The following is a 24,194-nucleotide window of genomic DNA, read 5'->3' as shown; positions in this document are numbered from 1 at the left end:
CTTTCAATAATTACATCTCAACATCACTAGAAATACAAGCTTATGATCGATCCCGATAAAATCATTGCGTTAGAAATTTGAAATTTATAATTCCAACTGTATGCCATATATTTTTTCTTGAAAATGGAGTGCTCAACCAGTTTAAGCACTGAGCCGTGGATCGATTAAAAAGCAGTGCACTCTTTATGAGTTGCACTGCTTTTTAAAATTTTATCCCGTTTATTATGGTCTTTAATTAGAAAAACGGTATTAAAGTATGCTGAATGAATCATTATCTTTATTTATTTATTTATTTATTTAACAAAACAGCTTCTTCGTTTCTAGGTTGTAGAGCCATTTGTAGTGCTCTTTTTTCTTCATCGTTTAAAGGGACCAATGGTAACCGGACACCTCCAACATTTAACCCCCGCATATTTAATGCTGATTTTACTGGTGCGGGGCTTGGTGCAGCAAATAATGCTTTCATGATTGGAAGAAGGTTACGATGTGTAGCGGCAGCACCATGGACATCACCATTTTTAAAGCTATTTATCATTTCTTGCATTTCATTACCAATTATGTGTGAAGAAACCGAAACAATTCCTGTTCCACCGATGGCTAAAACCGGTAATGTTAACCCATCATCGCCGCTGTACAATGTAAAATCACCAGTTGTTTTGCTTATGATTTGTGCCATGGCATCTAAGTCACCACTTGCCTCTTTTACTGCCACAATATTGTTGATTCTTGAGATGTTAACAATCGTCTCTACTGACATGTTTACAACACTTCGTCCTGGAATATTATAGAGCATTACCGGTAAAGATGTTGATTGGGCAATAGCCTTAAAGTGCTGAAATAATCCTTCTTGAGACGGCTTGTTATAGTATGGGGTAACGAGCATTATTCCGTCGACTCCTGCTGCCTCAGCTTGCCTTGTTAAGTTGATGGAAGCTTTCGTGTTATTTGAGCCAGTTCCAGCTATGACAGGAACTCTTCCATCAACAACTTCAACAACAATTTTGAATAAATCCAGTTTCTCTTCTGTTGTTAATGTAGGGGACTCTCCAGTTGTACCAGCTATTACTAATCCATCAGAGCCATTAGCAATTAAATAGTTTACTAAAGTTCTCGTAGCATTAAAATCAACCTCATCATTATGATTGAACGGGGTAACCATTGCGGTTAAAACTTGGCCAAAATTCATAACTTCACACCCTTTTGTATGATTTTTTGAAAATATTCAGAGGTGGTGGGCCATTCAGGAGTAAACGCAAAAAAGCAACAACGAGGATTCGCTGCTGCAGTAGAAACAATATTTATCAAAAAATGTTTCCGCGCATAAGATAGCCCTCCATATAGTTTCCTATATGACAGTCCTGTATTTATTCAATAGCAGAACCAGCTTCAAGAACATGAGATTCTTTCCGCTTCGGCAAATTCCCCTTTCCACAATAGTCATAGGATCTCATTCTCCTCAAAATGTGTACTAATGGTTTTTGCTCCTCTATCCTCACTTCAAAAGTATGAAGTAAGAAAATATTTAATTGACTGTAATATAACAAGGAATCCTTTCTAATGCAAGGCAATTTAGAAATATTTTTTTAGAATACATGAATAATCAATGAAAATGGATACGGTATAGGGCTGGATTCATCTTTTTTAGATTATGTAATCTCAACATTAATAGTTTTATATATATATTCTGTTTCATAGGTGATTGGGCTTTTAGAAGCACAACCTGTCGAATAAGGGTTTGTATTATCGTAGGACAATGCTAATGCTTTATTCATCGGTGCAATCGCAAAAAACAGTCCAAAGACAAGAGTTATTACCATCACAATATTTAATAATTTTTTATAATAACCTCTCTCCTTTCCTTCTTCTAGACTTTACCATATGAAAATTGGTATTTCTATGCACTGTGGAATCATTTACCATTTTACGGGTAACTACGTAGTTGAGGGATAGGATTCCATTCCCATTAAGAAATGGAAAATCAATACCAAAAACGAGACAAAAGTGAATGGAACGAATACTGGCCTTAGTCCTTTTTTGATTTATTAATATATAAATTACATTGGTCTTATATTTTATTAATAATGTAAAGTTACTATTTTAATTGGTAAACACCTTAAAAATTTATAAACAAGGAGGATAGTTGTTGATCTGTTTAAAAAATACATAATTAGCTAAACGATAAATAGGAGGTATTGATTTTGAAAGGGAAAAATAAATTTGCAGCAATGCTGACAGTTGTAACGGTAGGATTAACAACTTCTTTATCAAGTGTACAAGCATTCTCGGAATCTTCAAATTCAGATAATAAACGTAAACCTGAGCTCGTTTTTCCAGTAATCAGTGATGTGCATATTGATGATGGATCAACAGCTGATATGAACAAGTTCAGAACAGCCATGGATCAATTAAATAAAGCTGCGCCTAGACAGGATGCTTTTGTTGTCGTTGGGGATTTAACGGACTATGGATACGCTTCTGAATATGATAAGTTCTTCTCCATTTATAATGAGAAGAAACAAGGTGGTGTCCAATCCATGTTTACAATGGGGAACCATGATTATTGGAATGGACTTTCCGTTGAAAAGGCACAAGATCGTTTTCTCGAGAAAACAGGAATGGATTCTCTTTACTATCATAAAAAAGTAAATGGATATGATTTTATTACGTTAAGTCCGGAAAATGGTAATACGCATGGTTTATATTCCGTTAATCAAATTAACTGGCTAGGTGAAAAGTTAGCTGCAGCAGAAAAAGAGAATCCGGACCAACCAATCTTTGTTTTTCTTCATCAACACATTAAAGACACTGTGTATGGAAGTGACTTGTGGGGAACTCAGGAAAATAAAGAACTTTTATATGATACTTTAAAGAAACATCCACAGGTTATTACATTTTCAGGCCATTCTCATTATCCACTCGAAGACCCGAGAACGATTCATCAAAAAGACTTTACGTCAGTTGGCACGTCTTCTGTAAGTTATTTGGAATTGGAGCCAGGTAAACTTCAAGGGTTCCATCCAGAAGGATATCGGGATATTAGTCAAGGAATGATTGTAGAAGTTTATAATAATGAAGTTGTCATTAAAAAACGTGACTTTCATAAAGACGATTGGACAGGAAAACCATGGGTAATAAAAAATCCTTCTAAAAAAAATAAATTTAAATATACAGACGATCGAGATCAGTTACCACCGGTTTTTGCAGTTAAAGATAAGGCTTCGATTGTAGAAGAAAAATCTACACTAAGAAGTTTAAATGTAACATTTCCACAGGCAAAAGATAACGCACTCGTACATTCATATCACATTACAGCCAAAAACAAGGAAACAGGGGAGATGGACGCAGATTTCACCGCATTTTCTGAATTCTATTATGATCCTGTGCCAAAGAATTTAGAGTTCCCTGTTGCTGGACTTAAGCCAGGTACTGATTATGAAATTAAGGTACAAGCACTAGATTCATTTAACAATAGCAGTAAAAAGGTGTTACTGGCTGATGGTCAGACAAAAGCCCTGGAAATGGTCTCGGTACAAGCTTCTCCTTCTTTAGTAACAGAAGGTGAATCGACTGCACTCCAAGTGAAGGTGAAAAATTATGGAAGTAAAAGTATGAACGGGAAAATTAAAGTTGATGCACCTGAAGGTTGGAGTGTAGAGCACAATGAACTTGAGTATGTGCTATCAGGAACAGAAGAAAAAATGTTGACAATAAAAGCTACACCTAGCAAGGAGATATCGGGTTCATCACAATTCAAGATTACTGCTTACGAGGAAGGCCAAATAATTGGCTCCAAGAATATAAATGTATTCGTCAACATGATGCTTGGAGAAAGTTTTGACCAATTAGAGTCTGCATTAAAGCCAGCAGTGAATGAAAACATTCCAAGTTCCATTCTCGGTTGGAGCCATACAGCTCCTAATGGCTGGTCGGTTACGAATAGCTCGAATATGCCAGCTGGTACAGAAGAGTGGCAAGGTTGGAGCTTCACAACAAAGGACTTTTGGACAAAAGCAGAAGACCAGGAGCGTAACAAATTTGAACTTGGTCAAGGTGTTATAGCAGTAGCGGATCCTGATGAATGGGATGATAACGGTTCACCAGCAGCAAAAGGCTTTTTTGATAGTACATTAACTTCACCTACTGTAAAAGTTGATGATGCCAAAGAGCTATACTTAGGATTTGCATCCCACTATAAACAAGAAGGAACGCAAACTGCTGAAGTGACTGCTGTCTTTGATAATGGGGAAAAACAACAAGTTCTCGTTTATGACAATAAAGCTGCTTGGGATAATAAAAATGGACATGTTTTGAATAAGTATGAAGTTAAATCGATTAATGTTCCTGAAGATGCTGCCTCTATGAAATTACAATGGAGAATGCATAATGCTAAAAATAATTGGTTTTGGTCGATTGACGATATTAGATTGGATGACCAAATGATCGTTTCACCAAAGTAAAGAGAAGAACAGATGAACTTTTCTTGAAATTTGTAAAATGCGGACTTTCCTTAAGGGGAAGTTCGCTTTTTCTCTATGTCTCACAAACTCTGGACAAATAAAAAATATTTTAACAAAAAACAAGCTAGCCGGAACCCCGCTGGAAGCTTGATAAACAGTCGGCGGAAAGTGAGCGGATTTCTGAAATCAAGCTGGAACGTTTTTAAATAAAGAAACTGCAGGCAAAACTAAATAAGGACTTGGTTATACTGCATGATTTTTTTGTTTTATATGAACTGCAAACCCAATGGATTGAAGGAATATGCGATACTCCTGCCGAAAAACTGGCTAGCCGAGACCCCACAGACGCTTTCGTCGAGGAAGCTTGGCAGACAGTCGGCGGAAAGTGAGCGGATTCTGAAATCAAGCTGGAACGTTTTTCAAATAAAAAAACTGTAAACCGACAATAGAATAGGATTTTTTCCATGTATTTTAGAAAATTTTAAGATTTGTGTGATATGTTTTTTTTAGTACTAAAAAAAGTTATCGTGGGAAACATCTTTTTATGCAAGAACAGCAGATAAACAACTTTTCTATAAATGAGTAAACGAAAGATCGAAGCGGGGTGAAAATATTTGTCAATAAAAATGAGATTTCTGTTGTCCTACGTTGGCGTAATCCTTATTTCCATCACTTTGTTTTTAACAGCTGGATTTTTACTTATTTTTGCGATAACAGGTGATGTAAAAGCGATAGAACATTTATACAAAAAATCTTATCTCCAAAAACCTTTGACTGCAGTAGAGGAGAGTGTGTTTCTCGATTTAAAGCTTTTGGCAAAAAATAATCCTGAGCAGCTGCTAAATGAAGAACAGCTGAAGAAGATTGAACATGGAGATATTAAGATTGTCGTTAGAAAAGGTAAAAACATTGATTATGCGTCCCAAACACTAGATAAGCCAGGCTTGATACAATCACTTCCCAAGTTCGAAGAAACGAATATCAATACGCGGGACACAATCAAAATGAAAGACTTTTTTTTCACCTATGTGAAGTTTGATTTTTATTTTTCTGATAAAAGTGAAGGAAGTATTTTTGTATTGAGAAAGGCAAGTTCATATGCCGAGCTGACTCGAGAGCTCTTTCCCATTTTATTCGCTCTATTGTTATTACTGTTTGTAATGATTATTGGACTATTAAATTATTTAGTTTCACGTAGCATCATCAAACCGATCTCAATTCTTAAAGAAGGCGCAGAGCGGATAAAATCAGGAGATTTAAACTTTGAAATCAAGGCGACTTCGAATGATGAAATCGGGCAATTGAATAGAGCTTTTGAGGAAATGAGAAAAAAGTTAAAAGAGTCCGTAAACATTCAGCTTCAGTATGAGGAAAATCGCAAAGAGCTTCTCTCTAATATTTCCCATGACTTGAAAACACCGATCACTTCGATTATGGGGTATGTTGAGGGGATTAAAGACGGAGTAGCAAACACCCCACAGAAAATGGACAAGTATTTATCGACTGTATACCTAAAAGCAAGAGATATGGATTCATTGATAGATGAATTATTTTTATTTTCCAAGTTGGATTTGAAAAAAGAACCATTCACTTTTGAAACGGTCAGGTTAGATAAGTATTTAAAAGACTACGTAGAAGAATTTCAACTGGATTTACTTCAACTAGGGATCCAGATTGAACTTCATCAGGTGAATAAACCGATATACGTGACAGCGGATAGAGAGAAACTGAAACGCGTATTGGCCAACCTGATCAGCAATTGTGTAAAGTATATGAATAAAGATGAAAAACACATTTCCATTTCTCTGCATGAAGGACTATATGATGTTGTTGTACAAGTAACGGATAATGGCTATGGAATAGAATCTTCTGCTTTGCCTTATATATTTAACCGCTTTTATCGTGCTGAGGAATCTAGAAATTCCCGGACGGGTGGAAGTGGTTTAGGACTTGCGATTGCAAAAAAAATTATCGGCGAGCATGGTGGAGATATTTGGGCTACTAGCGAGATAGGAAAAGGTACAAGTGTCTTTTTTTCCATAAAGAAAGGTGAGGAAATGTGAAAAAGATATTACTTATTGAAGACGAAGTCAGTATTGCTGAATTGCAAAGGGACTATTTGGAAATTAATGATTTTAGTGTCGATATTCAACATACTGGTGATGCAGGTCTCCAACAGGCCCTTCAAGGAAATTATCATTTAATCATTTTGGATATCATGCTTCCAGGGTTGAATGGATTTGAGATATGCAAACAAATACGTGCTGTCAAGAATATCCCGATTTTGCTTGTATCCGCCAAAAAGGAAGATATCGATAAAATTAGGGGGCTTGGTCTAGGGGCAGATGATTATATTACAAAACCATTTAGTCCAAGTGAACTAGTTGCAAGAGTGAAAGCGCATATAGCGCGGTATGAACGTTTATCAGGAAGTCACCCCAAATCTAATTCAATCTATGTTCATGGGATTTCAATAGATAAGTCAGCGCGCAGAGTTCACATAAACGGAGAAGTGGTGCCGTTTACAACAAAGGAATTCGATACTTTGGTGTTTTTTGTCATGCATCCGAATCAAGTATTAAGCAAAGAGCAGCTTTATGAAAATATTTGGGGATTGGAATCGGCTGCGGATGTTTCGACTGTAACCGTCCATATCAGGAAACTACGTGAAAAAATTGAAAGAAATCCTGCACATCCTAAATTTTTGGAAACCGTTTGGGGAGCAGGGTATCGCTTTAATGTTTAAATAGCATGTTAAGGACCCGTCACGAAGTGGCGGTTTTTTTTATAAACATTAAGAAATTTTATTAATAAGTTAATCATTTTTTAAGAAATTGTTTAGAGGGAGTTTAAGGTTAAGCATTAACATAATGAAGACGGAATAAGTAAGCAACTAAAAATAAAAGGGAGAAAAAAACATCTTGAAACCTAAAGAACATGTCAATTTGCTACATAAGAATGACGGGAAATCCATTTGCGGCTGTGAAGTACAAACAGGGAAAGGATGGTGTGTTTCATGTGGAGACGGCTAACGATTGTCATCGGAAGCCTTTTCATCCTTCAAGGCTGTGTCTTGGATAATGAAGTAGAGCTAAATAAACAAGAAAAGGAGACAGGAAAGGGAATGAATGTACAATTGATTCAAGCCGTAGAACGTAAAGAAACGGAAAGAATAAGAAGCTTGATTGAGCAAGGTGCAGAAATAAATGCACAGGACTCGGAAGGGCGAACCGCCACTATGATTGCGACTTATAACAATGATGTAGAGACGGCAAAAATCCTTATTGAAGCGGGTGCAGACGTCAACATTCAGGATGACATGAAAAATAGCCCCTTCTTGTATGCCGGTGCTGAAGGTTATGTAGATATACTTAAACTTGCGATTGAAGCGGGTGCAGACCCCTCTATAACCAACCGTTATGGTGGAACGGCTTTAATCCCTGCTTCGGAACATGGTTATGTTGAGGTTATTAAAGAACTTCTTACTAAAACTGATATTGATGTGAATCATGTGAATGATCTCGGTTGGACCGCTTTGCTAGAAGCAATCATTTTGAATGATGGTGATGGAAAACAGCAGCAAACAGTTCAATTGCTAATAGATCATGGGGCAGATGTCAACATCCCCGATAATAACAGTATGACACCTTTACAACATGCCCGCGAGAAAGGGTTTAAGGAAATCGAACAAATTTTACTTAATGCAGGAGCAAAATAACCAGATCGCTATACTTTCAATTTGTAATATCAATTACACTACAAAAAAACCACAATATGATGAGGAGACGAAAAAATGAATAAAAAAGCAATAATTTCATCAGCTATACTACTTGGGATAACATTGGCAATAACAGGATGTAACACAAACGCACAAGAAAATAAAAGCGCTCAGAAGCAGGAACAAACTGCAAAACAGAGTAAACAAGAAAAAAAGTTAACCGCAGGAGAGGAAATGACTAAAATTCTTACTAGCACGAATTGGCAAGGAACAAAAGTTTATGATAAAAATAATAATGACTTAACAAAGGAGAATGCAAGCTTCATTGGTCTAGCTAAATATGATGATGAAGCATCGAGATATGAATTTTTTGATAAAAATACTAAAAAAAGTCGAGGTGATAAAGGAACTTTCTTTATCACGAATGGGAAGATTAGAGTGTTAATTTCAGAATCAATGGGTTACCAAGCCGTTGTTGAAATAACTGAACTGAATAAGGATATGTTTACTTATAAAAGAATGGGCAAAGATGCAAAAGGTAACGAAGTAGAAGTGTTTGTCGATCATATTCCCTATACTGAAACAGAACTTTCCTTTACTGATCCAGACAAAAATTTGGAAACTTATACAGGAGATGTAGTTACAGACGTTGATGGAGACAAAGTTTTATCAAGCACCACATGGAAAGGTACAGTGGCATTGGATGAAAAGGGAAATGATGTATCAAGCTATAACTCGAATTATTTAGGTCTGGCAAAATATGATGATAAAACAAATAAGTATGAATTTTTTGATGCTAAAACCGGTGAAAGCCGTGGTGATTACGGCTATTACGATGTTGTTCATGGAAATAAGATTAGAGCCCATGTTTCACAAGGGGAAAATAAGTATGGTGCAGTTCTTGAACTTACGGAGCTTAATGAAAATAAATTCACTTATAAACGAATCGGTAAAGATAAAGAGGGCAAAGATATAACGATAACAGTTGAACATATACCTTATGAAGGTGATTTGAAGCTAAAATCAACTAAGTAAATAAAAAAGGGATTTTGCATTAATAGCAAAATCCCTTTCTTGATATAGTAATAGAATGTAGTTCAATTTTTTTACGCGTTAAACTGTTCAACAGATGTTTCTAGGTCATTAGCGAGCCTTACCATCGAAGAGGTGGAGAAGGAGATGTCCTCCATGGATTTCGCTTGTTGATCGGTTGATTGGGCAACTTGCTTTGAAGCCACTGCCGTTTCCCTTGTTAACCCTGCAAAATCTTCTATCGAAGCATTGATTTCTTGAGAACTTGCTGCCATTTGCTCTGTAATGGCGGATATTTCTTGAATCTGATCACTAACATGCTCAAAGGATTTTATGGTCTGTTTAAATGTTTCTCTTGTATTCAGGACAAATTTTGTCCCTTCCTCTACCTCTTTAGTACCGGTTTCCATCATTTTCACTGATTCATTTATGATGGATTTAAAATGAAGTAGGGACTCTTGTATATTGATTGCAGATTCCTTGGTGCCTACTGCCAATTTCCGTACTTCGTTCGATACCACCGCAAAACCTTTACCCTGTTCACCGGCTCTAGCAGCTTCAATGGCCGCATTTAATGACAGCAGGTTGGTTTGCTCGGCAATTCCCGTAATTAAATGTACAATATTCACAATTTCATTTGCTTGTTCGTCCAATTTCTTTATTTCTGAACTTGTTTGCAGCATAACATCTTTTACTTGCAGAATTTGATTTGAGAGTTCATTTATATCTTTATTTCCGATGGACATTCTAGCTGAAACATGATTTGTCTGTTCGCTGACTTCAGAAGAAGCTTCGGCAATTTTTTGTATCCCTATGGTCATTTCCTCGATGACCCTTGATGATTCTTCACTTCTGTGCAATTGTACTTCCGCAGCCCCTGCAACTTGCTGAATGCCTTTAACGATATGTTGTGTGGAAGTATCCATTTCTTTGATTTTGTGTTCGATATCACTTGATGATTCCAATATCTGGTATGATGAGTTTTTCATGGAGTTGACAATAATGGTTGTATTGGTGATCATTTCTTCAAAGGATTTCACTAAAACCTTTATTTCGTCGTTTCCTTTAACCCTTGTGTTGCTAATCAGTTTATTGGCTAATAATAAATTTCCATTTGAGATTTCCTTTGCAGCCATGCTGACCTTGAGAAGGGGGCTTAACTTTCTAGTCAAGAACCATATTAATGCACCTACAACGATTGCCATTAAGATTACATTGATTATTATCATCAGGGGAAGGATGCCACCCAGTACCTTGCCGGTCGTAGCATCGACTTTACTGGCATCAATATCCACCCCTAGTATTCCAATGACCTCGTCCCCTTTCTTTATGGGAACAAAAACGGATAAATAGTCACCATATTCAGGATCATGAACGATGGAAGTGGTAGAAACCTTTCCCTTCATGACGCTTTCTACATCCTGATATGAAGTTACGGTTGTGGGGGTTGAAATGGGAGATGCTTTTTTATCTTCCTTACCCATTCCATCTATAAGAATATGGACTTTTTCGCTACTTTCGTCAATCCCCAATGTATAGACATATAATGCTCCAGTTTTTTGTTTATAATCGTCTAACTGTTCGCGTATCTCCCAATATGTAGAGGTTTCGGATTGATTACTTAAAAAATCGGCATAATATGTTGGATTTATTCCTTGAGCGATGTTGCTTGCGATGTCTAAGCTGCTCATAGCGATTGTTTTCTCAACCGTATCATTTGTACTTTTATACATCAATAGTAAACTTCCAATTAATGTAATGACCATGCCTGTTAAAAGAACAAAACCTATTTTCGTACTGAGTTTATTCATCTTTGTTTATTCCTTCCCCTTGTTATATATTAACCATGTTTTATATATCGGTAATAATTGAATATATTTAATGAGCCTTTAAAAGCTTCGGGTAGAGTTTTTTCCCTTTAGTCTTTAACCTGTTGGAAAGAGGTTCATAATGAAATGATCTCAATATAAATAATGGATTGTAACTTTTCAAAAGAGAAAAAAGTATAAATCTTTATAAAAGGAAAATAACTTCTGTATGAAAGACACGGGTTAAAATATACAAACGGTTACCACTTTGATGAAGCGCAAGGTCAAACAAGAAAAAATTCTTAAAGACATTTTTTTCAGAAGGAAAAACAAGATTCCAAACTTAAAAGCTCAATTAAAAGGAGAGGAATGTATTTTAAGGGAAACCTTATAGTTATGTTCAATTCTCTATTCTATAAATATTTTAGTATAGAAAAAATTCATCTTTCCCATTCTGATTCTATAAATCTTGACTGAAAAGGATATGATTAATAAATGTTGATTCTCTAAATATTAATTAGTGAAAAATAGAGGATTTGTTAAATTGTTATAAAATTCAAAAAATGGTTTGACATTAGTAAAATTGGAAGCTTATAATCAACGTAAGATTTCAAATTTTAAAACCGAGTTTTATAATGTAGAACAAATTAACATTCTTGTTATTAAAAGTAATTGTTTAAAATGTCATGAATCAACTTGAAACGCAACTAGAAGTGAAGTGTTTTCCTTACTCCGAATAAAACAAAAACGGAGTTTTATAATATAAAACAATTTAACTTTGGCTTATACAAGGGTGAGGAGAAGTTCTTAAAATGAATCATAAATGATAACGCTTACAAAAAACTTTTGGGAGGGTTTTTATTGAAAAAAAGAATGCCTTTTGTATTCTCCACAAGCTTAACTCTTGCGGCAGCTTTACTTTTATCAGGATGTGGTGGAGGTGAGGGAGAAAAAGCCAGTGGATCTGGCGTTGAAAAGAAAACGATAAAAGTGGCGAATTATTTTGCTGAAAATCACCCTCAAAACATTGCCTTGAGAGAAAAATTTGAAAAAATAGTAGAAAAAGAGAGTAATGGTGAACTAGAGGTCCGGATTTATGCGAACAGTACTTTAGGTGCAGAAAAAGAATTTTATGACGGCGTCAGAAACGGAACGATCGAAATGGGTGTTCCAGGACTAATTATGCAGTCGGACATTCCGAAAATGGGTGTTCCGGAATGGCCCTTCCTATTTCGGGATTACGATCATGTAAAGAAGGTATTGAATGGACCTATCGGAGAAGAATTGACAGAAGAGCTTGATCCAAAGCATGGAGTGACACCGCTCGCATGGAGTGCAAATGGATTTAGGATGTTTTCGAGTAATCGTCCAATTAAGAGTATGAAAGATTTTGATGGACTTCGACTCAGAATGCCGAACATTCCGAATTACATAAAACTAGGTGAATCATTGGGGGCAAATGTTAGTCCATTACCAATTTCAGAAGTTTTTACCGCACTTGAACAAAAGGTAGTGGATGCTCAAGATAATCCCATTGCCACGTTGAGATCCTCGGGGTGGAATGAAGTTCAAAGTGATGTACTAGAATCCAAGCATATGTTCAGCCCCAATATTTACATTATCAATAGCAAATTCTATAAAGGGCTGACGAAGGAGCAACAAACCATCATTCAAAAAGCAGCAAAAGAGTCGGCAGCATATGAGTTTGATTTGATGGAAAAAAGTTATGAAGATGACAAAGCATACCTTAAGGATAATGGAATCAAATTCACTAAGCCTGACGAAGATTTTGCACAAAAAATGTTAAAAGCATCTCAACCTGTTTATGATGAAGTTTTTGAGGAAAATGACTGGGCGGAAGAGCTTGTAGGAAAAATAAAAGCAGAATGAAGCAGGCGCTTTAGATAGGAAGGGGGAGATGTATAGGTGAATAAAATTTCCAAAACCCTAGAAAATTCGTTGAACATTATTATGGCAGCAGCTTTAGCAATTATGGTCGTACTCGTGTTTGGTAATGTAGTACTTCGTTATTTCTTTAATTCAGGGATTACTTGGTCAGAAGAAATGTCAAGGTATCTCTTTATTTGGTTGACGTTCCTCGGCGCCATCGGAGCTTTCAAAAACAAAGAACACTTAGGTGTCGACATGGTCATCAAACGGCTCCCGAATAAGATGAAAAAAGTGGTTCTTGTTATTAGTGATTTGATGATGTTATTCGTTCTTCTCCTGATCCTGGATGGCAGCTGGAAAATGACATTGATAAACATAGATAGTACTGCACCAGCCACAGGCATGCCACTGGCATTTGTATATGGGACAGGTATTCTTGTGAGTGTTTCAATGGGCAGCATGATCATTTTCAATTTGTATCGGATTTTCTTCAATAAAATTAAAGACGAAGAATTGGTGATGATAAGTGAGTCAGAAGAGCTAATTTCTCTCCATACTGATGAATTTGCTTCAGATATTAGGATTGTCAAGGAGGAGAAACAGGGATGATAGGTGTATTTGTCGGATCTTTACTGGGAGCCATGGGACTTGGAATACCTATTGCCTTTGCCTTACTTGTGAGTAGTGTAGTGTTAATGTACTTCCTTGGTATTTTTGATAGTCAAATAATCGCACAAAATCTAATCAGTGGCGCTGATAACTTCCCTCTAATGGCCATACCGTTCTTTATGCTTGCAGGAGAGGCGATGAATAGGGGCGGATTATCACGGCGTATCGTTGAGATGGCAATGAACTTGGTTGGCCATATCAAGGGAGGCCTTGGCTATGTTGCGATCATTGCGAGTGTGTTGTTTGCAAGTTTATCAGGATCTGCCGTTGCCGATACAGCAGCGCTTGGGGCTATATTAATTCCAATGATGGTGAAGTCAGGGTATGATGTGAACCGGTCAAGTGGGTTGATTGCATCTGGTGGTATCATTGCCCCGATCATTCCGCCAAGTATTGGCTTTATCATTTTCGGTGTCGCAAGTGGAGTGTCCATTACAAAGCTGTTTATGGCAGGAATCGTTCCTGGTATTTTACTAGCGGTTGGACTAACGGTTACCTGGGCCATTGTTGCACGAAAAGATAAAGTCGCCGTTAACCCCCGAGCTTCAACAAAAGAAATTCTTACTTCTCTTCGTCAAGGCGTTTGGGCTCTATTCCTGCCCATCATTATCATTGGTGGATTGAAATTCGGTTTATTCACACCGACTGAAGCGGCAGTGGTGGCTGCAGTCTACGCCATATTTGTCGGTCTTGTAATCTATCGAGAAATGAAAATGAAAGATTTGTATGAGGTCTTTGTTCATGCAGGAAAAATGACGAGTGTTGTCATGTTTCTGGTCGCCGCGGCACTCGTGTCATCCTGGCTGATAACGGTAGCCGATTTACCTGGTCAGGTAATTGGATTGCTGGAGCCATTTATGGATCATCCATTCCTTCTATTAATAATGATAAACTTATTGGTCATCGTAGTTGGAACTGCTATGGATATGACGCCGACAATCCTTATTCTAACACCTGTATTAATGCCATTGGTGGTCGCTGCAGGTATTGATCCAGTTTACTTTGGTGTCCTGTTTATCCTGAATAACGCCATAGGTTTACTTACACCACCGGTCGGAACCGTATTAAATGTCATGTGCGGCATAAGCAAGATCAGTATGGAAGATATCATGAAGGGGATTTGGCCTTTCTTGCTCGTGGAAGTAATTGTATTGATCTTGTTGATTCTGTTCCCTTCCTTAGTGCTGGTTCCTCTAGGATGGTTTACCTCCTAACGGAATTAAACTAGTAATTCGGTTTGTATGCTGATATTCATCTTAATTAATAGGAGGAAAATGATAATGAATAATCTGTTCAAGCGTTTGGCGGTGGGGGTTTTACTGCCAGCCGTATTGCTATTAAGTGCTTGCGGAAACCAAAATGAAAGCGCTTCAGCTGACGGTATTCAAAAAAGAATAATCAAAGCAGGAATCGGTAATAGTAAAATGCATCCACAAGGGCAAGGAATGGAGAAATTTAAAGAACTGGTTGAAGAAAAAAGCGGGGGAAAAATGAAGGTCCAAAACTTTTTTGATGCCACCCTCGGGGATGATCAGAAAATGACAGAAGCACTTCAAGGTGGTTTACAGGAAGTAACTGTTCCTTCAACCTCTCCACTTGTGGGAATGATTAAGGAATTTGGAATTTATGACTTTCCGTTTGTCTTTAATAATGAAGAAGAAGCTTATTCCGTACTTGATGGTGCAATAGGCAAAAAACTTTTGGATAAATTACCGGAACATGATTTAGTAGGTCTGGGATATTGGGAAAATGGTTTCCGAAACTTAACCAACAGTAAACACCCTGTTAAAACGGTTGAGGATTTCAAAGGCCTTAAAATTCGTACCATGCAAAATGAAGTGCATTTAGATGCTTTTTCAAAGTTGGGTGCTAATCCATCGCCGATGGCCTTCTCTGAAGTATTTACTGCACTGGAAACCGGCACTGTTGATGGGCAGGAGAACCCACTCGCAACAATTCAAACGCAAAAATATAATGAAGTGCAAGACTACTTAAGTCTTACAAATCATGTTTATACACCATTTGTATTCCTTGTAAGTAAAAAGTTCTGGGACGACCTATCAGAAGAAGAGCAAAAAATCATGAGTGAGGCCGCACAAGAGGCTGGAAAGTATCAACGGGAAGTTAACCAAAAAGAAAATGAAAAGGCACTTAAGTATCTAAAAGAAGAAGGAATGAAAATCAATGAAGTAGAGCCGGAAGAAATAGAAAAAATGAAGAAAGCCATCCAACCAGTGACGGACGAATATGCCCAGAAATTCGGGCCGGATCTTGTAGAGGAAATGATGAGCGAAGTTGAAAAAGCACGCGGTAAATAATCCAGACTGTTTGGAGGATAGAAAATGGATATTATCTCTGAACTTTTACGTGAAATCCAATTACCGAAAATGGTCAAAGTGAGGCAGAAATTTCTTACACCTCATATAGCTGATGTAGCTGGTGAGGTGAAGAAGGCGATAAAAGAAGCAGGTGTCTTATCAAGAATAAATGAAGATGACAGGGTGGCAATTGCAGTAGGAAGCAGAGGGGTGGCGGACCTTCCTACTCTTGTAAGAGAAACGGTGGCTGCCGTTAAGGAGGCTGGCGGAAATCCTTTTATAGTCCCTGCAATGGGAAGCCATGGGGGTGCTACAGCGGAGGGACAAATTGATGTGTTGCTTCAACTGGGTATTTCAGAAGAATCGGTTGGAGCGTCAATACTTTCATCAATGGAAGTTATTAAACTGGATGAATTGCCAAATGGGCTCCCTGTCTATATTGATAAGCTTGCATATGAATCAGATAAAATCATTGTCATTAATCGGATAAAACCACATACGGCATTTCGCGGACCGGTTGAAAGCGGACTAATGAAAATGATTACAATCGGTTTAGGCAAGCAAAAGGGAGCCGAAGCTGCACATGCATACAGCTTTAAGTATATGGCGGAACATGTCCCTGAAATGGCAAAAATTTCTTTAGCGAAAGCTCCTATCATATTTGGTCTTGCGACTATTGAAAATGCCTATGATAAACCAGCGAAAATCGTCGCAGTCCCAGCAGAGGAACTGGAGGAAGTGGAACCGGGACTATTGCTTGAAGCAAAATCGTTGATGCCAAGAATCCATTTCGATTCGATCGACGTACTTATTGTAAATGAACTCGGAAAGGATATTTCAGGGGATGGAATGGATCCGAATATTACGGGTAACTTTGCCACTCCATATGCTACCGGTGGGCCAGAGGTTAAACGGACCGTTGTACTTGGACTTACTGAAAAAACTCACGGTAATGCAAACGGCATCGGCATGGCTGATATGACGACGAAGGCCGTCATGAATGAAATCGAATGGGAAAAAGGCTATGCCAATGCACTCACAAGCACAGTGACAGATGTAGTAAAGCTCCCGATGTTTTTAGATACGCAGGAATTAGCTGTTAAAGCTGCTATCAAAACGTGCAATGCCTTCAATTTGAATAAAGTGAGAGTCGTAAGAATAAAAAATACGCTTGAAATCGGTGAAATTTGGATTTCTGAAAGCATGATGGAAGAAGCTTTAAAAAACAAAAATTTAGAAATCCTGTCAGAACCAGAAGAATTGGCACTAGACTAAAAACCTTGGTTAATATTTTTAGAGAATGGAAGAAATTCATTTGAAATCAGAAAAGGAGTGCTGAAATGACACACCTATATCCACTAATTGATAACGGGATAAACCCTTACCGCGATAATGTACAGGGAAAAGCAAATGAACCCATTACAGTTGCAGGTTTGTTGGACCGTTCGAAGCTGACGCTTGGCTCCACATATGAAGGGGACAAGCCTGATTGGACGCTTGAAGAAATTTATATGCGGCTAGAGAGGAATGCCCCGCGTATCGCAATAATCGGTGGTTCGTCCGATCATCCGGCCCATATAATGGATTACCAAACGTCAGCACGGGCAGCAATCCGCATTTGGCAAAACGGCGGTGTGCCGTTTCATTTCTCGACGCCGGTGATGTGTGATGGCACTGCGCAAAACAATCAAGGAATGAGTTACTCTCTCCAGAGCCGAAACGCGGTTGCACAAATGGTTGTCAACCAGCTAGAAGCTCACAGTTATCATGGTGCATTCGTCATTCAAGGGTGTGATAAGCAGCCTCTTGGTGTTGTAAGTGCACTCGCACATGTTGATCGTGTTCGCCGAAACCGTGGTGAAGCACCCTTTTTCGCAACATTCGCACCTGCTCACGTATTGGAAGGCGGTTCGATTCCAGCTGACGTGATTGAAGAATTGGAAACTCTTGCGAAAAAAGCGGAAAGTAAAGGAGCTACTGATGTAGCCGTTGATTTACGAGATACGATGGCATATATATTGCAATGTTCATCGAATACTGCATTTCAGGGTGTATTTGAACGGGCCTATGAACGAGGAATATTGATGAAGGAACAGCATAAATACTTTGAAATGAGACTTGCTGTCGCAACATGTGACGGGCAGGGAGGTGTTTGTGCCTTTAATGGTACGGGGAATAGTTCACGTCATTTAGTGGCAGGCATGGGTCTGGTTCATCCAGCAGTGGAGCTGTTGACCGATCCACCAACACAACGCCAGATTAATTCGGTGCTTGATAGCTTTGCCGGCATGATAAACGAAGAGCGCTACGGCGTGGCCAACATTGTCGCTGCGAACATAAAAAATGCAATCCGTATTCACAGCGCTTCGGGGGGTTCTACTAACTTAATGATGCATATTGTCGCAGGCATGCTTTATGCAGGATTCAAATTCAGTTTATGGGACCTTGACCGCATTCATCATTCACATCCAATTCCTGACTTATTTGATTACAGTTTGACAGAAGGAAGGGACATTTATTCACTTGCGATGCAGTGTTGCAGCGGGAAAAGCAGAGGAATGGAAACACTTTTTCATGAACTTATTGAGAATGGTGTACCAATGGATCAGGATGCGCCGACTGTCGCAGCAAAAACCTGGAAAGAACGACTTTCGATCACAAGTAGCCTAAAAGCGGTTAATGTAAAGGAAAATCAGGTCATTTTATCCAATCCACGCCGTGGATTCAGCGGTGTTGATGTATTAAAAGGAAACTTCTTTGAAAGCGCCGTTGTAAAAATCAGCGGTATGCCGACACCACAGCTTGACCAATTCGATGATAAGCTTGCATTTGTCCTTTATTACGAAAATGAAGATGATGCAAATAAAAGCCTGCTCGATTCAAATCTGCTTTCAAAAATAAAAGAGCAAAAGCTTTTCGAACATAATCTATTGCTAGAATCTCTTAAATACAACAATGAGCCGGAATGGTCTCTTCTAAAAACCGCTACCTATGGGGAGCTATTTGACAGGATGGTTGAAGTAGGCACATTGAAAATTGCGGTTATTATCTCAGGGCAGGGGCCAGTGGCATTCGGAATGCCTGAAATGTTTACACCAATGCAACACATCAATGCAAATCGTGTTATGAAAAAAATCGCTACAATCATTAGCGATGGCCGCTATTCAGGAGTCACATATGGTGCTGCCATAGGACATATGACACCGGAAGCGTATGAAGGTGGCGGCATTGGTTTACTTAAATCAGGGGATGTAATTCACCTTCAGCTTCGTGATCGACGGATTGATTTTGTAGATTCTACTCAACTTCATACTGGAAAGGTTATTCATGATTTTGCGGATCATTTTAAAGAAGAAAGACAATCATTGGCAGCTGAACGCAAGCAGCGGATGAAAGTTAGACAAAAAATGGTTGCGGCTAGCAACAGGATGTTTGGACATACAGATGCAGCAAATGGTGTTGTTCCAATCGCTGTCATTGAGGATGCGGTGCTTGATTATGAACAAGATATTATAATCCAGGAAAAAAAAGTAGAAATAAAGTGAGGTATGCTCGTCGTAAATCCGATAAGATAAAGGTAGACAGAATGATAAAAGGAGTGAGGAACGATGCCTATCATCCAATCGGTGGAGCGTGCCTTGAAAATATTGGATTTATTTGATGAGCGTGAGCGTGAACTAACTATAACAGAGATAAGCAAACGAATGAATTTACATAAAAGTACGGTTCATTCACTATTAAAAACCTTACAGGAGCATCACTATATTTCACAAGGCGAAGAAAATGGAAAATACTCGTTAGGATTAAAGCTATTGGAGAGGGGAAGCGTTGTCGTGACCCATCTCGATTTGCGCAATGTAGCAAGAAAACATCTTGAATGGCTTTCAGCAACAACGAATTTGACGCTGCACCTTGTCATATTAGACGGGCAGGAAGGTGTCTATGTCGATAAAGTGGAGGGCACTGGGGTAACGGTCCTCTATTCCCGTATTGGCCGGCGTGTTCCGATTCATACGAGTGCAGTTGGCAAATCTCTTGTTGCAACCAAAACGGATAGTGAACTGGATTTACTCTTGGACGGCTATGATTATACAGGACCGACCGATAGATCGATTAGATCCAAGGACCAATTTTTAGCGGAAATCGAAAAAGCACGCATTAATGGATATTCAATGGATAATGAAGAAAACGAACCGGGCATTTTCTGTCTGGCAGTACCGATAAAAGATTATTCAGGCAAGGTAATCGCTGCAATGAGTGTATCGATGCCTGCTTCTAAAGTAAATGAAGAAACGCATGAGTATTATGTACGTCTCTTAAAGGAATGCAGCAGTAAAATTTCGCAGGAGCTCGGCTATGAATATCAAAAAATATAAATGAGGCCTGCCAATTAGGAGGAACTAGAAAATGAGAATTATTCGCTATGTAAAAGAAAGTAAAAAACAACTTGCTGCCGTGACAAACGAAAACAATGTGGTGGACCTTCCATTTACGGATTTTATGTCGTTGATTACAACGGCACGTCATGATAACAGAACAGCGTTTGATATTGTAAAACAAATTGCCGCCGAAGGGGAACTGCAGCCACTGGAAGGTCTTCAATTAACAACTCCTATCGACGCACCTGAAGTATGGGCATCTGGCGTTACCTATAAAAAAAGCAAGGAAGCACGTAACTACGAAGCTACGCAAGGAAAGCTGGACCGCCAAACATTCTATGACAAAGTTTATGATGCAGTGCGTCCTGAGATTTTCTTTAAATCGACTGCAGCAAGAACTGTGGGCCCGAATGATCCGGTATACTTGCGTTCAGATTCAAAATGGCAAATTCCGGAGCCGGAGCTTGGTCTGGTCATCGATAAAGAGGGAACGGTACTCGGATATATCGCGGGTAATGACATGAGCTGCCGAGATATTGAAGGTGAAAATCCGCTTTATCTTCCACAGGCAAAGGTATGGAAAAATTCTTGCTCAATTGGACCGGCAATATTGTTAAAAGAGGCTGTTACGGATCCATATGAGCTTAAAATCATGTGCCGTATTTATCGAAATGAAGAAAAAGTATTTGAAGGTGAAGCGAAAGTAAACCAACTGAAACGAAAATTGGAAGAGCTTGTCGACTATTTAGTCTTAGATAATACTGTTTTTGACGGATCAGTTTTACTTACTGGTACATGCGTGGTTCCGCCAAATGAATTTACATTGAAAGGTGATGACCGAATTGAAATCGAAATACCAGGGATTGGAGTATTGAACAACCCGGTTATCCAAAGTAAAGCAGTTCAAACAATTTAAGGGGTGACAAAATGAGCGAATATAAAACACTTTACTTAAGTGCGAAAGACAGTGTAGCTATCGCTTTATCCGAAATCCCTGAAAACACATCAGTAGTTGTGAAGAAAGGCATGGATGAACTTGTCGTACCCATTATTGAGCCGATCCGTTTTGGGCATAAGTTCGCAGTCAAAGCCATCGAAAAAGGAGCGGACATAATTAAATATGGGGAAGTCATAGGTGCAGCCTCTGCTTATATTCCCGCTGGTGCACATGTTCACGTACACAATTTAGAAGGAAAGAGGGGAAGGGGTGACAAAATTGCTGAATGAAAAAATGCAGTTTTGGGGCTACCGCCGTCCGGATGGACGCGTCGGTGTCCGGAATCATGTACTGATTTTGCCAACGATAACATGCGCAACACAAACAGCGCAGCGAGTAACAGAGCTGGTGAGCGGAACCGTCACATTCATACATCAGCATGGCTGTGCGCAAGTGGGCTCTGATTATGATCAAACGGCCCGAACCTATGCGGGAATGGGCATGAATCCAAATGTATATGGTGTCATAGTACTTGGACTTGGCTGTGAAACACATCAGGCGCACCGTATTGGAGATGAAATTGCCAAATGCGGTAAACCAGTGGAAACGGTATCAATTCAGGAACATGGCGGCACTCTTCAAACCATTGCCGAAGTAGCTAAAATTGCGGTCAAAATGGTCCAGGATGCCTCGATGGTTCAACGGGAATTATGTGATTTTAGCGAGCTAATTGTCGGCACAGAATGCGGTGGGTCGGATGCATGCTCCGGCTTATCGGCTAACCCCGCAGTCGGACGTACAAGCGATTTGGTTGTTCAGCAGGGGGGAACCGCAATATTAGCGGAAACGACTGAACTCATCGGTGCGGAGCATTTGATCGCTAACCGGGCGGTAAATGATCAGGTAGCCAAAAAAGCTTATGCGGTTATTAAAATGATGGAGGACCGCTCGATACAAATGGGCGTAGATATCCGCACCGGAAATCCGAGTCCGGGAAACATTGAGGGAGGTCTCAGCTCACTCGAGGAAAAATCACTGGGGGCAGCGACAAAATCAGGCACAACCAGACTTGAAGAGGTCATTGATTATGCCCAGGTGCCCACAAAAAAAGGGCTCGTATGGATGGATACGCCTGGCCACGACATTGAGCAATTGACGGGAATGGTCGCAGGCGGTGCCCAAATCGTTCTCTTTACAAGTGGAAGAGGCACGCCGACGGGTTCTCCTATTTCACCCGTCATAAAAATCTCGACTAATACACCAATGTTTGACAGGATGAATGAAAATATGGATTTAAATGCTGGTACGATCGTCGATGGTTTAGAAACCGTTGATGAAGTGGGCAGGCGCATCATGGAAGAAATTCAACATGTTTCAAACGGTAAACTAACAAAAGCGGAGATATTAAAGCAGCATGACTTTGGTATATGGAGAATTGGACCGACATTCTAAAACGAAAAAGGAGCTAAAGACTATGATATCAACTACATTTGCAACGAAAACATATAAAAATTTCATTAATAATGAGTGGGTGAATGCATCTTCTGGAAATACAATCGAAAGCATTAATCCTGCGGACAAAGAACCAGTTGGTTATGTTCAAAGCTCAACGGTAGATGACTTGAACAAGGCTGTAGCTTCTGCGCATAAAGCAAAGAGGGATTGGCGCAGGATCGGGCAGTCTGCACGTGGACAAATCCTTTTCAAAACGGCCAATATATTGGAAGAAAATCTAGATGAAATTGCCGAAACGATGACTCGCGAAATGGGTAAAACGTTACCTGAAGCAAAAGGTGAAACGGCACGGGGGGTTGCAATTCTGCGTTACTATGCTGGGGAAGGGATGCGGAAAGACGGCGATGTTATTCCATCATCCGATAAAGATGCCCTAATGTTTACGAAACGCAGCCCACTTGGTGTTGTCGGGATAATCACGCCATGGAACTTCCCGGTTGCAATTCCCATCTGGAAAATGGCTCCTGCTCTTGTATATGGCAACTCAATCGTATGGAAACCGGCTACGGAGGGAGCCGTTACTGCAGCGAAAGTGATGGAATGCTTCACAAAAGCAGGCTTCCCGGAGGGCGTAGTGAACTTCATTACTGGTAAGGGGTCGATCATCGGTCAAGGACTCATAGATCATCCGCTTTTAAATGCGATCACATTTACCGGTTCTGAAAGTGTCGGTCAGAGCGTCGCAAAATCAGCTTCCGCACGCGGCATAAAATATCAGCTTGAAATGGGTGGCAAGAACCCAGTCATCGTAACGAAAGATGCAAACATCGACCAAGCTGTCGAGGCGGTCATCAGCGGTGGATTTCGTTCTTCCGGCCAGAAATGCACAGCTTCAAGTCGTGTAGTCGTTGAATCATCCGTCTATGATGAATTCAAACAAAAACTGGTAAAGGAAGCAGCGGAAATTACAGTAGGCAACGGTCTTCAAGAGGGTATTTGGATGGGTCCATGTGCAAGCGAAAGCCAGTTCAAAACGGTCACAGAGTACATTGAAAAAGGCAAGCAGGAAGGCGCAAAACTCATACATGGCGGGGAGATATTAACTGGCGGAGACTATGATAGGGGCTTTTTCATCACACCAGCGATTTTTGAAGACGTGACGTCCGAAATGGAGATTGCACAGGCAGAAATTTTTGGACCAGTTATCGCACTTATGAAAGCAACCGATCTTGTCGAAGCGATTGACTTGGCAAATAATACGAAGTACGGATTGAGTGCATCAATCTTCACATCAAATATTAGCTCAATTTTGGAGTTCATTGATGAAATTGAAGCAGGTCTTGTCCGCATTAACGCAGAAAGCGCGGGCGTAGAGTTGCAAGCCCCATTCGGAGGCATGAAGGCATCAAGCACGGGTTCGCGAGAGCAAGGTGAAGCGGCGAAAGAATTTTATACAGCCATAAAAACGGTTTTTATTAAAGGTTCTTAACAAGTGCAAGGGAGGTTTCCATTTTTGAAAATCTCTCTTTCT

General features: G+C 39.4%; 19 protein-coding genes and 1 riboswitch. Of the genes, 17 read left to right on the top strand and 2 right to left on the bottom strand.

Annotated features, from left to right (window positions below; all coding sequences use genetic code 11):
• Positions 1-289: 289 nt before the first annotated feature.
• Positions 290-1,186 (bottom strand): 4-hydroxy-tetrahydrodipicolinate synthase, encoded by an 897-nt coding sequence (dapA, locus tag ACSR9O_RS15030; protein ID WP_491724630.1) that lies wholly within the window; start codon positions 1,184-1,186, stop codon positions 290-292.
• Between the two features lie 132 nt (positions 1,187-1,318).
• Positions 1,319-1,497: riboswitch (Lysine riboswitch) on the bottom strand.
• A gap of 701 nt (positions 1,498-2,198) precedes the next feature.
• On the opposite strand from dapA, the gene ACSR9O_RS15025 reads away from it, so the two are divergent.
• The 6 genes from ACSR9O_RS15025 to ACSR9O_RS15000 all read left to right on the top strand — a co-directional run bounded on the left by ACSR9O_RS15025 (position 2,199) and on the right by ACSR9O_RS15000 (position 9,210).
• A complete protein-coding gene (locus tag ACSR9O_RS15025; RefSeq protein ID WP_491724629.1) occupies positions 2,199-4,457 on the top strand; it encodes a metallophosphoesterase in 2,259 nt (752 codons plus the stop codon).
• A 270-nt stretch (positions 4,458-4,727) separates the two neighbouring features.
• Entirely contained in the window at positions 4,728-4,895 is a 168-nt protein-coding gene (locus ACSR9O_RS15020) for a hypothetical protein (RefSeq protein WP_491724628.1), read from the top strand.
• A gap of 176 nt (positions 4,896-5,071) precedes the next feature.
• Entirely contained in the window at positions 5,072-6,520 is a 1,449-nt protein-coding gene (locus ACSR9O_RS15015; protein ID WP_491724627.1) for a sensor histidine kinase, read from the top strand.
• A complete protein-coding gene (locus tag ACSR9O_RS15010; protein WP_101225055.1) occupies positions 6,517-7,203 on the top strand; it encodes a response regulator transcription factor in 687 nt (228 codons plus the stop codon). The genes ACSR9O_RS15015 and ACSR9O_RS15010 overlap by 4 nt, the downstream gene beginning before the upstream one ends.
• Before the next feature lie 270 nt (positions 7,204-7,473).
• Complete coding sequence (locus ACSR9O_RS15005; RefSeq protein WP_491724626.1) at positions 7,474-8,175, top strand: ankyrin repeat domain-containing protein; 702 nt, start codon at positions 7,474-7,476, stop codon at positions 8,173-8,175.
• Positions 8,176-8,250: 75 nt separating this feature from the next.
• Positions 8,251-9,210, top strand: coding sequence for a DUF4822 domain-containing protein (locus ACSR9O_RS15000; RefSeq protein ID WP_101225053.1), 960 nt, complete (start codon positions 8,251-8,253; stop codon positions 9,208-9,210).
• Positions 9,211-9,281: 71 nt separating this feature from the next.
• Here the strand turns inward: ACSR9O_RS15000 and ACSR9O_RS14995 are convergent, their stop codons facing one another.
• Positions 9,282-11,018, bottom strand: coding sequence for a methyl-accepting chemotaxis protein (locus ACSR9O_RS14995; RefSeq protein ID WP_260357788.1), 1,737 nt, complete (start codon positions 11,016-11,018; stop codon positions 9,282-9,284).
• Positions 11,019-11,876: 858 nt separating this feature from the next.
• On the opposite strand from ACSR9O_RS14995, the gene ACSR9O_RS14990 reads away from it, so the two are divergent.
• The 11 genes from ACSR9O_RS14990 to gucD all read left to right on the top strand — a co-directional run bounded on the left by ACSR9O_RS14990 (position 11,877) and on the right by gucD (position 24,152).
• Complete coding sequence (locus tag ACSR9O_RS14990; protein WP_434167059.1) at positions 11,877-12,905, top strand: TRAP transporter substrate-binding protein; 1,029 nt, start codon at positions 11,877-11,879, stop codon at positions 12,903-12,905.
• A 36-nt stretch (positions 12,906-12,941) separates the two neighbouring features.
• Complete coding sequence (locus tag ACSR9O_RS14985; RefSeq protein WP_397314886.1) at positions 12,942-13,514, top strand: TRAP transporter small permease; 573 nt, start codon at positions 12,942-12,944, stop codon at positions 13,512-13,514.
• Entirely contained in the window at positions 13,511-14,788 is a 1,278-nt protein-coding gene (locus ACSR9O_RS14980) for a TRAP transporter large permease (RefSeq protein WP_101225474.1), read from the top strand. Before ACSR9O_RS14985 ends, ACSR9O_RS14980 begins: the two co-directional genes overlap by 4 nt.
• Positions 14,789-14,848: 60 nt before the next feature.
• Positions 14,849-15,892: a TRAP transporter substrate-binding protein gene (locus tag ACSR9O_RS14975; protein WP_491724625.1), complete on the top strand. Its 1,044-nt coding sequence runs from the start codon at positions 14,849-14,851 to the stop codon at positions 15,890-15,892.
• 24 nt (positions 15,893-15,916) lie between these two features.
• Positions 15,917-17,167 (top strand): nickel pincer cofactor-dependent isomerase, group 22, encoded by a 1,251-nt coding sequence (locus tag ACSR9O_RS14970; RefSeq protein WP_491724624.1) that lies wholly within the window; start codon positions 15,917-15,919, stop codon positions 17,165-17,167.
• Between the two features lie 65 nt (positions 17,168-17,232).
• Positions 17,233-19,437: a dihydroxy-acid dehydratase domain-containing protein gene (locus ACSR9O_RS14965; RefSeq protein WP_491724623.1), complete on the top strand. Its 2,205-nt coding sequence runs from the start codon at positions 17,233-17,235 to the stop codon at positions 19,435-19,437.
• Positions 19,438-19,500: 63 nt separating this feature from the next.
• Positions 19,501-20,268, top strand: a complete 768-nt coding sequence (locus ACSR9O_RS14960; protein ID WP_101225470.1) for an IclR family transcriptional regulator — start codon at positions 19,501-19,503, stop codon at positions 20,266-20,268.
• Between the two features lie 31 nt (positions 20,269-20,299).
• Positions 20,300-21,187, top strand: a complete 888-nt coding sequence (locus ACSR9O_RS14955) for a fumarylacetoacetate hydrolase family protein (RefSeq protein WP_101225469.1) — start codon at positions 20,300-20,302, stop codon at positions 21,185-21,187.
• Between the two features lie 11 nt (positions 21,188-21,198).
• Positions 21,199-21,498: a UxaA family hydrolase gene (locus ACSR9O_RS14950; RefSeq protein WP_101225468.1), complete on the top strand. Its 300-nt coding sequence runs from the start codon at positions 21,199-21,201 to the stop codon at positions 21,496-21,498.
• Positions 21,499-21,502: 4 nt separating this feature from the next.
• Positions 21,503-22,660, top strand: coding sequence for a UxaA family hydrolase (locus ACSR9O_RS14945; protein WP_101225488.1), 1,158 nt, complete (start codon positions 21,503-21,505; stop codon positions 22,658-22,660).
• A gap of 22 nt (positions 22,661-22,682) precedes the next feature.
• Positions 22,683-24,152, top strand: coding sequence for an alpha-ketoglutaric semialdehyde dehydrogenase GucD (gucD, locus tag ACSR9O_RS14940; RefSeq protein ID WP_101225467.1), 1,470 nt, complete (start codon positions 22,683-22,685; stop codon positions 24,150-24,152).
• The last annotated feature ends 42 nt before the right edge of the window (positions 24,153-24,194 follow it).

Source organism: Peribacillus sp. B65, assembly GCF_058513295.1.
The sequence above is the reverse complement of the archived record's forward strand: the minus strand, read 5'-3'. Positions and strand labels throughout refer to the sequence as shown.

What these genes read in the sequence shown, in the direction of transcription:
- dapA (WP_491724630.1), bottom strand. Translation starts at nt 1,186, where the DNA reads ATGAATTTTGGCCAAGTTTTAACCGCAATGGTTACCCCGTTCAATCAT.
- ACSR9O_RS15020 (WP_491724628.1), top strand. Translation starts at nt 4,728, where the DNA reads ATGAACTGCAAACCCAATGGATTGAAGGAATATGCGATACTCCTGCCG.
- ACSR9O_RS15005 (WP_491724626.1), top strand. Translation starts at nt 7,474, where the DNA reads ATGTGGAGACGGCTAACGATTGTCATCGGAAGCCTTTTCATCCTTCAA.
- ACSR9O_RS15000 (WP_101225053.1), top strand. Translation starts at nt 8,251, where the DNA reads ATGAATAAAAAAGCAATAATTTCATCAGCTATACTACTTGGGATAACA.
- ACSR9O_RS14995 (WP_260357788.1), bottom strand. Translation starts at nt 11,018, where the DNA reads ATGAATAAACTCAGTACGAAAATAGGTTTTGTTCTTTTAACAGGCATG.
- ACSR9O_RS14980 (WP_101225474.1), top strand. Translation starts at nt 13,511, where the DNA reads ATGATAGGTGTATTTGTCGGATCTTTACTGGGAGCCATGGGACTTGGA.
- ACSR9O_RS14975 (WP_491724625.1), top strand. Translation starts at nt 14,849, where the DNA reads ATGATAATGAATAATCTGTTCAAGCGTTTGGCGGTGGGGGTTTTACTG.
- ACSR9O_RS14970 (WP_491724624.1), top strand. Translation starts at nt 15,917, where the DNA reads ATGGATATTATCTCTGAACTTTTACGTGAAATCCAATTACCGAAAATG.
- ACSR9O_RS14965 (WP_491724623.1), top strand. Translation starts at nt 17,233, where the DNA reads ATGACACACCTATATCCACTAATTGATAACGGGATAAACCCTTACCGC.
- ACSR9O_RS14960 (WP_101225470.1), top strand. Translation starts at nt 19,501, where the DNA reads ATGCCTATCATCCAATCGGTGGAGCGTGCCTTGAAAATATTGGATTTA.
- ACSR9O_RS14955 (WP_101225469.1), top strand. Translation starts at nt 20,300, where the DNA reads ATGAGAATTATTCGCTATGTAAAAGAAAGTAAAAAACAACTTGCTGCC.
- ACSR9O_RS14950 (WP_101225468.1), top strand. Translation starts at nt 21,199, where the DNA reads ATGAGCGAATATAAAACACTTTACTTAAGTGCGAAAGACAGTGTAGCT.
- ACSR9O_RS14945 (WP_101225488.1), top strand. Translation starts at nt 21,503, where the DNA reads ATGCAGTTTTGGGGCTACCGCCGTCCGGATGGACGCGTCGGTGTCCGG.
- gucD (WP_101225467.1), top strand. Translation starts at nt 22,683, where the DNA reads ATGATATCAACTACATTTGCAACGAAAACATATAAAAATTTCATTAAT.